The following is a 14,519-nucleotide window of genomic DNA, read 5'->3' as shown; positions in this document are numbered from 1 at the left end:
ACAAACTGTTGACGGGGCGCAGGGTGCATGACACTCTCTCGTCATACGGAAACTTGATTTCGGGATTCGAGAAGGTGTGATCCGTGGATCTGCAGGAGTTCAACTCCACTCCCGCCGACCGGCTGCGTCCGCTGCTGGCGGCCTGCTGCGACGTACCGCGCTGGGTCGACGGCGTTCTCGCCGGACGCCCGTACGGCGACGTGGCCAAGCTCAACCAGGTCGCGGACGAGGCGTTGCGAGAGCTGGACGACAGTGACGTCGATCGAGCTCTGGCGGCTCACCCGCGCATCGGTGACCGGGCCGAAGGTGCCGGCACCGAGGCTGCCTGGTCACGCAATGAGCAGGCGGGAGTCGGTGACGACCCGGACATCCGCATGGCGCTCGCGGCCGGGAACCGCGAGTACGAGCAGCGGTTCGGCCGCGTCTTCCTGATCTGCGCCACCGGTCTCTCGGCGCCGGAGATGCTGACAAGCCTCCGGCAGCGGCTGACGCATGACGACGTCACCGAGGCCGCCGTCGTACACGAGGAACTCCGGAAGATCGCACTCCTCCGCCTCGCAAAGGTGATCGCATGAGCTCCGTCAGCACGCACGTTCTCGACACCGCACTCGGGCGGCCCGCCCAAGGTGTGCCGGTCCGACTGTCGCGGATCACCGACGAGGCCGTCGTACTCGGAACCGGAACGACGGACGCCGACGGCAGGGTCACCGACTTCGAAGGCGGACTTGAGGCCGGCACCTACCAGCTGTGGTTCGACATCGCGGCGTATGCGACCGCGACCGGCCAGAGCATCTTCTTTCCCGAGGTCACCGTGACCTTCACGATCACCGACGAGCGGCACCACCATGTCCCGCTGCTGCTCAGTCCGTTCGCGTATTCCACCTATCGAGGGAGCTGACCCATGGCCATCCACCTGGGAGCCAATCAGTACGGCAAGGCCGAGAGCCGGGTCGTCCGCATCTACCGTGACACGCCGCGCCACCAGATCCGCGACCTGAACGTCTCGTCCTCCTTGCGCGGAAACTTCGAGGACGCGCACACCACCGGCGACCAGCGCGACGTACTGCCGACCGACACCCAGAAGAACACCGCGTTCGCGTTCGCCAAGGAGAAGGGCGTCGGCGCGATCGAGGACTACGCGCTGACGCTCGGCGGTCACTTCCTCGACGCCGCCCCGGCGGCCGACGGCGCGCGGATCGAGGTCGAGGAGTACGCGTGGGAGCGGATCCCGGTCGACGGCGAGGGCCACGACCACTCGTTCGTCCGGGCCGGCAGCGGCGTCCGTACGACCGTCGTCAACGTCGAGGGCCGTGGTGACGAGCGGAAGTCGTACGTCGTGTCCGGCATCCGCGACCTCGTCGTACTCAAGTCGACCGGGTCGGAGTTCCACGGGTTCCTGAAGGACAAGTACACGACGCTGCAGGAGACGGACGACCGCATCCTCGCGACGTCGCTGGTCGCCCGGTGGCGCTATGACCACACGGATGTCGACTGGGACAAGTCGTACGAGGGGATCAAGCGGCTGCTGCTGGAGCAGTTCGCCAAGATCCACAGCCTCGCGTTGCAGCAGACTCTCTACGGCATGGGTGAGGCGGTGCTCGAGCAGCACCCCGAGGTCGCGGAGATCAAGTTCTCGGCCCCGAACAAGCACCACTTCCTGGTCGACCTGAGCCCCTTCGGCGTCGACAACCCCGGCGAGGTCTTCATCGCCGCCGACCGCCCCTACGGCCTCATCGAAGCCACCATCACCCGCGACGAAGCCTCCGCTCCCGGCTCCGCCTGGCACGCCACCCCCGGCTTCGTGTAGCAGCCCCGGCGCCGTCCCCGGCGGACCGCCAGGCCATCAGTCCCCGGCGGACCGCCAGGCCATCACAATGGGCGCCAGGCGAGGCACTCACGGGGCGCACGGCCGGGAGGCCGCAGTTGTGATGGCCTGGCGATCCGCCACCCACCGCCCGAACCCCAGGCTCTGGCGGCGTCGGCTTGTGCTGGGGCCGGACGTGGGGCACTCACCAAGTGCAGGCGATCGCGACGGTCCACGCTCAGCCGTGGGCCCGGTGCGGCCAATCGCGCACGTTGGTGAGTGGCGTAGATCCGCCCTTCGTGTAGGAACCTCCAATGGTGGGGTGTCGGGCGGGGGGAAGTTCGTGGTCGCTGCCGGTGACGGGGTGTCGGGCAGGTGGGTTGACTGAGGTCACATCCCCCGTGAGGAGCAGGCACTCGATGAGCACAGAGCCGATCGTCATCGACGGAGCGAGCGTGGTCACGCTGGACCGGCAGCGACGCGAGTTCACCGGTCATGTAGTTGCTGAAGGCAATCGTATTGCCGCGGTCGGCGAAGGGCCGGCGCCGGCGTACGACGGAGCCCGGGTGATCGACGGACGCGGCTGTCTCGTCACCCCCGGGTTCGTCAACACCCATCAGCATCTCTACCAGTGGGTGACCCGCGGGCTCGCCGCCGACGCGACGTTGTTCGGCTGGCTGACCACGCTCTACCCGGTGTGGGCCGGCATCGATGACGAGTCAGTCCACGTCGCCGCACAGGCCGCGCTGGCGCAGCTCGCGCGTACCGGCTGCACCACCGCCGCCGATCACCACTACGTCTTTCCGCAAGACGGAAAAGATCTTCTGGAGGCGGAGATCCGCGCCGCGGCGGAGGTCGGACTGCGGTTCCATCCGGCGCGCGGATCAATGGACCTCAGCAAGAAGGACGGCGGACTGCCGCCCGACTCGGTAGTCGAGGACCGCGACGAGATCCTGGCCGCGACCGAGGCCGCGATCGACCGCTGGCATGACCCCAGCCCAGGCTCGATGCTGCAGATCGTGGTCGCCCCTTGCTCGCCGTTCAGCGTCACCGGCGACCTCATGCGCGACGCCGCCGTACTGGCCCGTCGCAAAGGCGTCCGGCTTCACACCCACCTCGCGGAGACCACCGACGAATCCGACTGGTGCCGCGAGAACCACGGCTGCACCCCACTGGAGTACGCCGCTCAGCTCGGCTGGACCGGCCCGGACGTGTGGTTCGCCCACGGCATCCACTTCGACGACGCGGAGATCAAGCAACTAGGCCAGACAGGCACCGGCATCGCACATTGCCCAAGCTCCAACGCTCGCCTCGGCGCCGGGATCGCCCGTGCCGCCGACCTGCGAGCAGCCGGCAGCCCGGTCGGCCTAGGCGTAGATGGTGCCGCCAGCAACGAAGCCGGCAGTCTGGTCGAAGAGATTCGTCACGCCTTGCTGTTCGCTCGCGCCCGCGGTGGTCCTCAGGCGCTCGACGTACGCGCGGCGCTCGAGATGGCAACTCTCGACGGCGCCCGCATCCTCGGCCGCGAGGACGAAATCGGTTCGCTGGAAGTAGGCAAACTCGCCGACCTCGCCGTCTGGCGCCTCGACACCCTCGACCACGCCGGCATCTCCGATCCCGTGGCTGCACTAGTCCTTGGTACGCCGCCACCGCTGGAACTTCTCCTCGTCAACGGCCGCCCCGTCGTCGAACACGACACCGTCCTCACCGTCGACGAGTCCGCCCTGGCGGCGCAGGTGACGAAGACCCAGCAAGCCCTGGTCGCGAAGGCCCGCTGATCAGGCGCGAACGCAGGCTGGTCAGCTGGAACGCAGGCTGGTCAGCGCGAACGCAGGCTGGTCGGGCGCGAAGGCAAGCTGGTCAAGGCCCGCTGATCAAGCCGAAGGCAAGCTGGTCAAAACCCGCTGACCTCGCCATCAAAGCCGCGATCAGCTCCTTCCGCGTTTGGTGGGTTCACCCACGAGCTTGTGGGTTCCCCCACGGTATGCGGGGTGCGAACCCACAACCTGGTGGGTGAACCCACGAAATGGGCAGCTCCGAGGCGCCGGCGTGCGCGTGCCGGCGTACGCCTGCCCGGCGTACGGCCTGCCCGGCGTCCGGCTGGTCGGTGTCCGAGGTGACGGCGTGCGCCTGGTCGGCGTATGCGTGGCGGTTAAGGGCGCTCGGGGTGCAGGAGGTCTCCGTTGATCCAGACGGCGTGGACGTCGGCGGGGGTGCCTAGGGTGAAGATTCGGGCCAGGGCTTCTTCGGCGTCGTCGGCGTGTTCGACGCTGACGGCTAGGGGGGAACCGTCGGCAGGGCGCAGCAGTTGGGCGTCGAAACGCTTGCCGACGCTCAGGTCGCCGACCTCGTGCAGCCCAAGCGCTTCAGCACCAGCAGACGTTGCCAGGTACAAAAGGTGCGCCGCAGATAGCGGGCAACCGTGCTCCCCGAGCAGCCGCTGGACGAAGTACGCCTGCAGCCCCTCCTTCAAGAGCGAGAACCCCGTGCCGGCCCCGACGTCCGACCCGAGCGCGACGCGTACGCCGTACTGCACATGCCGAGCCAGAGGGAACAACCCGCTGCCCAACGCGGCATTGCTCGTCGGGCAATGAGCGACCGCCGCACCACCCAAGGCGAGCATCTTGAGCTCGACGTCGATCGGGTGGACGTTGTGCGCGAGCACAGCCCGGTGGTCGATCAGCCGGTGCCGGTCGTACGTGCTCACGTAGTCGCTGCCGCCGAACAGCTCGCCGACAACCGCGATCTCCGCCTCGTTCTCGTTGACGTGCGAGGTGAACAGCGAGCCGGGAACCTCGTCCAGCACCCGGCGGCAGACCGCGAGGAGGTCGTCAGTACACGACAGCGAGAAGCGCGGCGTCACGGCGTACCGGTTGCGACCGACGCCGTGCCAGCGCTCCGCCAAGGCCAGGGATTCCGTGTACGCGCGTTCCGGCGTCGTGAGCAGGTCCTTCCGCAACAGCCGATCGCTCACGACCAGTCCGCTCGTGATCCGCAGACCGACCTGAGAGGCGGCGGCGAACAGCGTGTCGACCGCATCGGCATAATGAGCGCCGAACACCAGCGCGCTAGTGGTGCCCGCAGCCGCGAGGCCGCGGACAAACTCGGCTGAGACCCCCGCCGCGTAGCCGGTGTCCGCCATCCGAGCCTCTTCGGGCAGCGCATAGCGATCGAGCCATTCCAGCAAGGGCAGGCCGAGCCCGCCGACCGCCCGGATCTGCGGGAAGTGCACGTGGGTGTCGACGAACCCAGGCAAGACCACGCCGCCCGTCAGGTCGACGATGTCCTCGGCCGGGTGCGCCCGTCGTACGTCGCTAAAGGGGCCTCGAGCAACGATTACGCCGTCCCTGACCAGCAGTGCGGCGTCGGCGTCGACCCGCAGGCCGCCGCCGGTGAACGGGTTGTCCGGGGTGTCGAGGAAGGTTCCTCGGAATATCGTCATGCCTTCGCCTCACGGTGAACAGGGTTGCGCTCGGCAACGAATAGTTGGAGCAGCCAGGCCGCCACGCTGACCGCGATGACGGCCGGCTCCTTGCCGGTGAGCTCCGGCAGGCCGATGGGCGTGGTGATCCGGGCGATCGCCTCGTCGGTGTTGCCGTCCTCGGCGAGCTTGCGGCGGAACCGCGTCCACTTGGCGCTCGAGCCGATCAACCCGATCGTGGCCAGATCGCCCCGGCGGATGGCGGCATCGCACAGCGCCGCGTCCTCCGCGTGGTCATGCGTCATCACCAGCGCATGCGTACCCGCCGGCAGTTCACCGACAACTAGCTCCGGCAGCACCGGCACGTGGTGCACGTGGACATTGGCCACCGCATCATCGAGTACGGCGAGCCGCTCGGCCACCAGCTGATCGGGACGCGAATCGATCAGATGCAGCTCGATGTCATGCCGAGCCAGGATCCGCGCGAGCTCGAGCCCGACATGCCCCACTCCGAAGATCGCCACGGACGGAACCACCGGCAACGGCTCGAGCAACAGCTTCACCTCGCCACCACAACACTGAACCCCATGCTGGTACGGCGCTTTGTCCGACAACGCGACCTCGAGAACCTCCGGCTCAACAACACCCGCCCCGATCATCGCGCGGGAACGCTCAACGGCAAGCGCCTCCAGATTGCCGCCGCCGACCGTGGCCCAAGTCCGTTCCGCGGAGACCACCATCTTGGCGCCGGCCTCCCGAGGGGCATGCCCTCGAACAGACATCACGGTGACCAACACCCCAGGCTGCCGTTGTGAGCGAAGCCGCGAAACCGCCTTCATCCATTCCATTTCGGCCGTCACACTCCACTCGCCTCGAGCTGCTCCACGCGGACCGACGACCGGGCCTGTTCCAGTGCCCAATAGACGGCCTCGGGTGTCGCCGGCGACGGAAGGTCGACACTCGTCCCGGAAGGACCGAACGCCGCCGCAGCCTGGCGCAACGCCTCACGCACCGAGAACGCGAGCATCAGCGGCGGTTCACCGACCGCCTTCGAGCCGTACACAGCACCGTCCTCGTGCGCCTTTTCCAGCAGGCGGACATTGAATTCCGCAGGCATCTCCGAGAAGCTCGGCAGCTTGTAGGTACTCGCGGCCTGAGTCGCGAGCCGGCCGCGATGAGGGCCGTCGCTCTCGTCCCAGCGAAGGTCCTCGAGCGTCAGCCAGCCCGCTCCCTGGACGAAGCCGCCCTCGATCTGGCCGACATCGATCAACGGGCTGAGACTGTCGCCGACGTCGTGGACGATGTCGACCCGGCGCAACGTGTAGGCGCCGCTGAACCCGTCCACCTCGACTTCGGCCGCGGCAACGCCGTACGCGAAGTACTTGAAGGGCTCGCCGCGCATCGCGTTGGCATCCCAGTGCAGCCCTTCGGTTCGGTAGAAGCCCGCCGCCCACAGCTGGACGCGCTGCATGTAGGCGTCGTGGACGACTTCCTCCCAGCGCAAACTCTCGCCGTCGAACGTCAGGCCGCGCACGGAACCGTCGACGAACCGCACGTCGCGCGGGCTGATGCCGAGGCGGCCGCCGGCGACCTGCTCGAGGCGTTCGCGGATCTGCTCGCAGGCGTTCTTGATCGCTGCGCCGTTCAGATCCGCTCCGGACGAAGCCGCTGTGGCCGAGGTGTTCGGCACCTTGTCGGTCCGCGTCGGGGCGAGCCGTACCCGAGCCAGTGGTACGCCCAACGTCGTCGCCGCTACCTGCAGCATTTTCGTGTGCAGGCCCTGGCCCATCTCGGTGCCGCCGTGGTTGATCAGCACCGAGCCGTCCTTGTAGACGTGCACCAAAGCCCCGGCCTGGTTGAACGCGGTCAGGTTGAACGAGATGCCGAACTTGACCGGCGTCATCGCCAACGCCCGCTTCCGGTGCGGGTGCTCTGCGTTGAAACGCTCGATCTCCGCGCGCCGCCGTACGACGTCACCGTTCTCCGACACCTGGCTCCAGCAGGACTCGAGCCGGTCGGCGTGACGAACCGGCTGCCCGTACGGCGTGGTGTCGTTCAGCCGGTAGAGGTTGCGTCGCCGGAGTTCGATCCCGTCGTACCCGAGCAAAGGTGCGCAGCGGCCGAGGATGTCCTCGACGACGATCATGCCCTGCGGTCCGCCGAAGCCGCGGAACGCTGTCTGCGACGTCTTGTTCGTCTTGGCGATCCGGCCGTCGACGCGGACGTTGGGGATCCAGTAGGCGTTGTCGAGGTGGCACATCGCGCGGGCGAGGACCGGCTCGGAGAGGTCGAGGCTCCAGCCGCCGTCGGCGGTGAGGGTCGCGTCGAGTGCCACCAGGTGGCCCTCGCCGTCGAAGCCCGCTCGCCACTCGCTGTGGAAGCCGTGGCGCTTGCCGGACATCGTCATGTCCTGCGTGCGGTTGAGCCGCAGCCGCACGGGCCGGCCGGTCAACGTCGCCCCGAGCGCGGCGATGGCGGCGAACCCGTGCGGCTGCATCTCCTTGCCCCCGAAACCTCCGCCCATCCGGAGACACTGCACGGTCACCTCGTGACTCGGTACGCCGAGAACGTGCCCGACGATCTCCTGCGTCTCGGACGGGTGCTGCGTGCTGCTCTGGACGAAGATCTGACCGGCCTCGTCGACCAGTGACAACGCGACATGGGTCTCGAGGTAGAAGTGCTCCTGGCCGGCGAACTCGAACTCGCCGTGGAAGACATGCTCCGCATCGCGGAAAGCCTCGTCGACGTCACCACGGGACAAGTGCCGTCCGGTGCCTTGGAAACTGCCCGCGGCGATCGCTTCGCGGACCGTTACCAGCGAGGGGAGCGGTTTGTACTCCACCTCAACGGCCGCGGCGCCGAGGCGGGCAGCCTCCAGACTCTCTCCCAGTACCCAGCAAATGGCGTGTCCATAGAACATCGCCTCGGTCGGGAACAACGGCTCGTCGTGCTTCACCCCGGCATCGTTGACCCCGGGCACGTCCGCTCCGGTGAGAACCCGCACCACGCCCGGTACGTCGTACGCCCGCTCTACTCGGAGAGCAGTGATCTCGGCATGGGCATGCGGCGACTGGACCGGCCAGGCGTGCAGGACATCACGAGTGCGTACGACGAGATCGTCGGTGTAGAGCGCCTTGCCGGTGACGTGGAGAGCAGCGCTCTCGTGCGGAAGCGGCAATCCGACAACGGCTTGCTGAGGTCGTTCGGACAGCTGGCTCATGCGCTGGCTTCCTCCCGGCTGGCGTTCTCGGCGTAGAAGCGGAGCAACGACTGGCCGAGCATTGCCGAGCGGTACGACGCACTCGCCCGGTGGTCGTCCATCGGCGTACCCTCGGCCGCCATCACCGCAGCCGCCTCGCGGACGGTCCGCTCGGTCCACGGCCGGCCGATCAGCGCGTCTTCGGTTGCCCGCGCGCGCAGCGGAGTGGCGGCGACTCCGCCGAGCCCGATCCTTGCCCGCCGTACGACGCCATCCTCGACGTCGACGGCGTATCCGACGGCCACGCTCGAGATGTCGTCGAAGCGCCGCTTGGCGATCTTGTGGAAGGCAGTCAACGGCTCGAGCGGCAGCGGAATCAGGACGGACCGGATGAGTTCGTCGGGAGCCTTCGAGGTTTGCCGGTAGCCGGTGAAGTAGTCCGCCAGCGGCACGACCCGCTCGCCGCGGCGGGACGCGAGTACGAGCGAGGCTTCCAGAGCCAGCAGTGCGGGCGGGGTGTCGCCGATCGGCGACGCGGTGCCGAGGTTGCCGCCAATCGTCGCGCCGTTGCGGATCAAGCGGGAGGCGAACTGCGGGAACAGCTGCGCCAGCAGCGGTACGCGTCCCTTGAGCAGTCGCTCGATCTCGCTCAGCGTCATCGCCGCGCCGATGCGCACCTCGTCCGGCCCGAAATCGAACTCCCGCAACGCGGAAAGCCGATCGATAGCAACTATGAGCGGTTTCCGGACACCACGGATATTTACCTCCACGCCGACATCGGTAGACCCCGCCACGATCTGCGCCTCAGGGCTTTCCGCCAGCAGCTCGAGTACGTCGTCCAGCTCGGCCGGCCGAAGGAACTCCGCTCCGTCGACCTCCATCGCTGTAGCCGCCGGCGGAGGCGGCGGTGCGAGCCGACGCGCCGCCAGCGCATCATCCGCCGTCGGCTCACCCAGCGCGTACGCCGCATCCCGAATCGGCCGATAACCCGTACACCGACATAGGTTCCCGCTCAGCGCATGCAGGTCGAACCCGTTAGGGCCATGCTCGTGATCGCGATGCCCGTTGGCCGTCGTACGCCCAGAGCGGTAGAACTCAGCAGCCATGCTGCAAACAAACCCAGGAGTGCAGAAGCCACACTGCGACCCACCCCGTACGGCGAGCTCCTGCTGCACCGGGTGGAGGTCGGCAGGCGAGCCCAGGCCCTCGGAGGTGATGACCTCCTGGCCATCGAGCGACGCAACCGGCAGCAGGCACGCGTTCACCGCGGTCCACTCCGTCGGGGTGTCGGTCCCAGGCCGGGCGACGAGTACGGAACACGCGCCGCACTCGCCCTCGGCACAGCCTTCCTTGGCTCCGGTCAGGCCGCGATCGCGCAGCCAGTCCAGCGCGGTCGTGTGGACGGCGACGTTACCGAGCGCCGTCGGCGAGCCGTTGACCGTGATCGAGCGGTCAAGCTGCGGCTCTGGGTGAATCGTCGTACTCATCGGCTGCTGCTCCAGCGGGTTCGTGCGCTGTGGATGGGGTTCGCGTCCTGGAGGAAGTCGTCGAAGCGGAAGCCGGCGATCTTCGCGATCTCGAGCAACGCGGCGGCGTGCTCCTGGTTCTCGCAGTTGCCCAGGCGCTCCCGGCCTTGTTCCACGATCCGGTCGAAGGAATCCGCATCGCGGACCGAGATCACCAGCGGGAAGCCGAAGCGCTCGCGGTAGGCCTCGGTGATCGCGGTCAGCTCGTCGCGATCCGGCTCGGCCAGGAAGGTCAGGCCATGCGCGGACTGATCCCGCAGCGACGCCTCGCCGCTCAGGCCGTCGGCGACGAACTGCGAGCCGAGCTGCGGGTACGACTCGATCAGTTGGCGCTGCTCCTCGTGCGACCCGGAGAACAGTGCTTCCTGGAAAGAGCGGCGTAGCGCGTGGGTGTCGGTGAAGGGCCGCATCTCCCAAGCCCGCTCGACCATCCAGCGCGGGCCCTGGAACAGTCCGGCGAACGTCTCCACGAACTCCTCGCGGCTCATCTTGTTCACCTGGTCCAGCCGGATCGAGTCGCCCGGCTGCCCGGCGACCGCAGGGCCGAAGTCCTTGCCCACATGATGGAAGACGATGTTCAGCAGGATCGCGGTCAGGCTGCCCAGCGTGATGCCGCTGCCGAAGATGATCTCGGCCCAGCCCGGCACCGCCTGCGCGACCTGCGGCTGCGCCGTGACGTACATGGCCAGACCGACGCTGGTCGCGACGATGACGACGTTCCGGTGGTCGTGGAAGTCGACTTTCGCCAGCGTCTGGAAGCCGACGACGGCGACAGTGGCGAACATCGCCAGAGCGGCACCGCCCAGCACGGGGTGCGGGATGCCGGCAACAATCGCGCCTGCCTTGGGCAGCAGACCGAGCAGGATCATGATCGCCCCGGCCGCCGCCACCACCCACCGGCTCTTCACCCGGGTCAGCCGGACCAGACCGACGTTCTCGGCGAAACACGTGTAGGGGAAGGAGTTGAAGACACCGCCGATCGTGGTGGCCAAACCGTCGGCGCGCAGGGCCCGGGCGACATCCTCGCGGCCGATCCGCTTCTCGACGATCTCGCCGGTCGCGAAGACGTCACCAGTCGTCTCCACCGCGGTGATCAGCATGACCACGACCATCGAGATGATCGCTGCGATCGAGAACTGCGGCCAGCCGAAGTTGAACGGCGTCGTGACACCGACCCAACCGGACTCACCCACCGCGGAGAAGTGTGCGTCCCCGAACGCCCAGGCGACCAAGGTCCCCACAACCAGGCCGGCCAGTACGGCGATCGTCGCCATGAACCCCTTGAACACCCGCTGGATCAGCACGATCAGCGCGAGCGTCCCGAGCGCGTAGGCCAGGTTCTTGCCGCTGGTCGGATCCGACGTCGGGCCGGCACCGCCGGTCGCATCCGCGGCGGCCACCGGCAGCAGCGCCAGACCGATGATCGTGATCACCGAGCCGGTCACGACTGGCGGGAAGAACCGGATCAGCTTGCTGAAGAACGGTGCCAGGAAGAAGGTGACCAGGCCGGCCACGATCACCGCGCCGTAGATGACCAGCAGGCCGTCGGTGCCACCGCCGGCAGCCAGGCCGATCGCGATCATCGGCGACACCGCCGTGAACGTCACGCCCTGCAGGAGCGGGAGCCGGACGCCGACCTTCCAGAACCCGACGGACTGGATGATCGAGGCGATGCCACAGGTGAACAGGTCGGCGTTGATCAGGTGGATGAGCTGCTCTGTGCTCAGTCCGATCGAGTTCGCCAGCAGGATCGGTACGATCACGGCACCGGCGTAGAACGCCAGTACATGCTGGAAACCGTAAACTGCGAGCTTGCCCGGGGGCAGGACCTCGTCGACTGGGTGGCGGTTGGCGCGGCGGCCGGGTCGCAGGATTGCCTTCATCGGGCACCTTCCTCGGTGGGGCTCGGGGGCGCGGCGTTTTGGTGATCTGCACGACAGCTTGGGCTCCGGCCAACCCCGTTTGCACCCCGCGAACCTCCGAAGATCGCGCAGTCCGGCAGCCCTCGTTTTGTGCGATCACCCAAACCAGAGGGTTCAGAGCGACTTGAGCGCCAGGAACACGTCGACCCGGTCCTCGAGCCGGGACAGATCGCGTCCGGTCAGTTGCTCCACGCGTTCGATCCGGTAGCGAACAGTGTTCACGTGCAAGTGCAGTGCTTCCGCTGCCCGCGACCACGAGCCGTCGCAGGCGAGGAACTCCTGCAACGTGGCGAGCAGGTCGGCATGCGTACGGCGATCGTGCTCCAGCACCGGCCCGAGTACGCGATGGGTGTACGTACGCCGCACGTCGTCGGGCAACGTGGCGAGCAGGAGCACATGCGAGGCGACCTCGTCCGACGTCACCACCGAGACGGGTGTCGTCGCGGCCCGGGCTACTCGATGGGCGAACCGCGCTTCCTCGAGCGCGCCCGCCAACGCGTCGACCGTGGTCTCACCGCTCACACCGACCCCGAGTCGCGCGCGTACGAGCCCGGGCGAGAGCCGCCCGAAGGCCCTGCGTAGTTGGTCAGGTAGCCCGGGGACAAAGGGCAGCAACGCGACCAGTACGCCGTCTCGGCCCGGTGCCACCACGGCCGGACCGACCGTGAGCGCGACGTCCTCGAGCAGCGTGATCGCGACCTCGCTCGCTCCCTCGTCTCGCAGCTCGGCCACGGCGACGACCATCGGCAGATCCGACCGCGCACCGGCCTGCCGCAGCGTCGTCGCGACCTCGACGTGGGGTGCGCCGCTCTCGACCAAGGCCAGTGCATCCGCCGCGAGTGGTCGCAGTGCGAGCCGGCCCTCGTCCCGCCGCGCTCGATCGAGAGCGGCGATCGCGCACAGCTCCTGCACCGCCTCGACATGGTCGCGTGTCCACCGCGTGTGGTTGCCCTCGATCACCAGCACCCAGGCGGTCAGGCGGTTGCCCAGGCCCGATCCCACTGGGAAGAGGCTGTACGACGTACCGCCGGCATCGGCAACCGCCGGAGTGCGATCCGCGGTGAGGAACCGCCGGGAGATGACGTCGAGAATCTCTTCGTCCAACTCGCCAGGCCCGGGTACGACGTGCCGGCCGGTGGGCGTGATGACTCGGCAGTCGTGGCCGATCTCGGCCGAGATGCGGTCGGCGAGCTCGTCGAGACTGCGGCCGGAGGCGATCGACGACAGCAGTTGGCGCTGACGGACCAGACTCGCGGACAGCCGGGCGCCAGTCTCGACCGAGCCCGCGGCGGCGACGTATTCGGTGACATCGGCGAAGGCGACCTCGGTGGGCACTTCGGCGAGGGTGACCTGATGGCGGCGGCAGGCCTCGAGCAGGTCGTCCGGTACGGCGCCTAGCAGCGCCTTGCCGGCCAGGATCGTGGTGGCGCCGCGCCCGGCCATGGACGACACGAAGGTCTCGCTGTCCGCTTCACTCCGACGCCAGACCAGTCCGGTGAGAACCAGTTCGCCGCCGCTCAGGTAGCGGCCGGGCTCGAGCAGGTCCGTGGTGACCAGCCGCCCGATCGTCTGGTCGAGCGCGTCCTCGGTCGCGTGCAGCAGCCGAAGTCCCAGCTCCGGCGCGTCGAGCAACTCCGACAGCAGCACGACGCACCTCCTCCGGCCGGTACACCGACCGGCACCTCGAGATCACCGGTTCTCAGAGGAACGTACAACGCGCGCGGCGCGGCGGGAACTGCGACGCACCTTGACGGGGTCACGATGCCGAGTCTATGGTTTTTTCGCAAAGCAGAAACAGATTTCCGCAATACGGAAAGTCGAGAATGCCATGAGTGACGCGCTGCGCTACACGGTGAACTGCTCGATCCTGTTCACCGAGCTTCCGCTGCTGGAGCGCCCGGCAGCCGCCAAGCGGGCCGGTTTCGGTGCCGTCGAGTTCTGGTGGCCGTTCGTCGAGGCGGTGCCGCCGGAGCGGCACGTCGATGCGTTCGTGAGTGCCATCGAGGACGCCGGCGTCCAGCTGACCGGGCTGAACTTCTTCGCCGGCGACATGCCGGGCGGCGACCGCGGCCTGGTGTCCTGGCCGAAGCGGTCGAGTGAGTTCCGGGACAACATCGACGTCACCATCGGCATCGGTGAGCGACTCGGTTGCCGGGCCTTCAACGCCCTCTACGGCAACCGGGAGACCGGCCACTCCGCGAAGGAACAGGACGACCTCGCGGTCGAGAACCTCGGCGCAGCCGCCCGAGCCGCAGCCCGGATCGACGGCACGGTCCTCGTGGAGCCGGTCAGCGGCGCGGAGCGGTACCCACTGCGGACCGCCGCCGACGCGATCGCCGTCATCGATCGCGTGCAAGCGGCGTACGACGAACGGAATGTCGGGCTGCTCGCGGACCTCTACCACCTGGCGGTCAACGGCGACGACGTCGATCGGGTCATCACGCAGTACGCCGACCGGATCGCCCACGTGCAGATCGCCGACGCCCCCGGCCGCAACGAGCCCGGCACCGGGACCCTCCCGCTGAGGAGACAGCTCGCCGTACTCGCGGATCAGGGCTACTCCGGCTGGGTCGGCCTCGAGTACAAGCCGTCCACCACCACCGTCGACAGCTTCAGCTGGCTGCCGCGCGCACGTCGCTGACACCAC

General features: G+C 68.1%; 11 protein-coding genes. 5 read left to right on the top strand and 6 right to left on the bottom strand.

What is annotated here, in order from left to right; genetic code table 11:
• The first annotated feature begins 83 nt into the window (after window positions 1-83).
• The 4 genes from uraD (EV646_RS17200) to EV646_RS17185 all read left to right on the top strand — a co-directional run bounded on the left by uraD (EV646_RS17200) (window position 84) and on the right by EV646_RS17185 (window position 3,582).
• The gene (uraD, locus tag EV646_RS17200) at window positions 84-575 is read left to right on the top strand and encodes a 2-oxo-4-hydroxy-4-carboxy-5-ureidoimidazoline decarboxylase (protein WP_132149607.1); all 492 of its coding nucleotides are present in this window, start codon (window positions 84-86) and stop codon (window positions 573-575) included.
• A complete protein-coding gene (uraH, locus tag EV646_RS17195; protein ID WP_132149605.1) occupies window positions 572-898 on the top strand; it encodes a hydroxyisourate hydrolase in 327 nt (108 codons plus the stop codon). Before uraD (EV646_RS17200) ends, uraH begins: the two co-directional genes overlap by 4 nt.
• Before the next feature lie 3 nt (window positions 899-901).
• The gene (gene pucL, locus EV646_RS17190) at window positions 902-1,807 is read left to right on the top strand and encodes a factor-independent urate hydroxylase (protein WP_132149603.1); all 906 of its coding nucleotides are present in this window, start codon (window positions 902-904) and stop codon (window positions 1,805-1,807) included.
• 416 nt (window positions 1,808-2,223) lie between these two features.
• Complete coding sequence (locus EV646_RS17185) at window positions 2,224-3,582, top strand: 8-oxoguanine deaminase (protein WP_132149601.1); 1,359 nt, start codon at window positions 2,224-2,226, stop codon at window positions 3,580-3,582.
• A 374-nt stretch (window positions 3,583-3,956) separates the two neighbouring features.
• Here EV646_RS17185 and guaD read toward each other — a convergent pair whose 3' ends face one another.
• From guaD to EV646_RS17155, 6 genes are all read right to left on the bottom strand, one after another.
• Window positions 3,957-5,246: a guanine deaminase gene (guaD, locus tag EV646_RS17180; protein ID WP_132149599.1), complete on the bottom strand. Its 1,290-nt coding sequence runs from the start codon at window positions 5,244-5,246 to the stop codon at window positions 3,957-3,959.
• Window positions 5,243-6,064 (bottom strand): xanthine dehydrogenase accessory protein XdhC, encoded by an 822-nt coding sequence (gene xdhC / locus EV646_RS17175; protein WP_277875118.1) that lies wholly within the window; start codon window positions 6,062-6,064, stop codon window positions 5,243-5,245. Before xdhC ends, guaD begins: the two co-directional genes overlap by 4 nt.
• A gap of 17 nt (window positions 6,065-6,081) precedes the next feature.
• Complete coding sequence (gene xdhB, locus EV646_RS17170) at window positions 6,082-8,445, bottom strand: xanthine dehydrogenase molybdopterin binding subunit (RefSeq protein WP_132149597.1); 2,364 nt, start codon at window positions 8,443-8,445, stop codon at window positions 6,082-6,084.
• Window positions 8,442-9,911, bottom strand: a complete 1,470-nt coding sequence (locus tag EV646_RS17165) for a xanthine dehydrogenase small subunit (RefSeq protein ID WP_132149595.1) — start codon at window positions 9,909-9,911, stop codon at window positions 8,442-8,444. The genes xdhB and EV646_RS17165 overlap by 4 nt, the downstream gene beginning before the upstream one ends.
• The gene (uraD, locus tag EV646_RS17160; protein ID WP_132149593.1) at window positions 9,908-11,833 is read right to left on the bottom strand and encodes a 2-oxo-4-hydroxy-4-carboxy-5-ureidoimidazoline decarboxylase; all 1,926 of its coding nucleotides are present in this window, start codon (window positions 11,831-11,833) and stop codon (window positions 9,908-9,910) included. Before uraD (EV646_RS17160) ends, EV646_RS17165 begins: the two co-directional genes overlap by 4 nt.
• A 153-nt stretch (window positions 11,834-11,986) precedes the next feature.
• On the bottom strand, window positions 11,987-13,519 hold the full coding sequence (locus EV646_RS17155; RefSeq protein ID WP_132149591.1) for a PucR family transcriptional regulator: 1,533 nt from the start codon (window positions 13,517-13,519) through the stop codon (window positions 11,987-11,989).
• Between the two features lie 181 nt (window positions 13,520-13,700).
• Between EV646_RS17155 and EV646_RS17150 the strand changes: the two genes are divergently transcribed.
• Window positions 13,701-14,513 carry a hydroxypyruvate isomerase family protein gene (locus EV646_RS17150; RefSeq protein WP_132149589.1) on the top strand — a complete coding sequence of 271 codons (813 nt, stop codon included), beginning with the start codon at window positions 13,701-13,703 and terminating at the stop codon, window positions 14,511-14,513.
• Window positions 14,514-14,519 lie beyond the last annotated feature (6 nt).

It is taken from the genome of Kribbella antiqua (assembly GCF_004345665.1).
Lineage (GTDB): Bacteria > Actinomycetota > Actinomycetes > Propionibacteriales > Kribbellaceae > Kribbella > Kribbella antiqua.
This window is presented reverse-complemented; position numbering and strand designations above follow the sequence as displayed.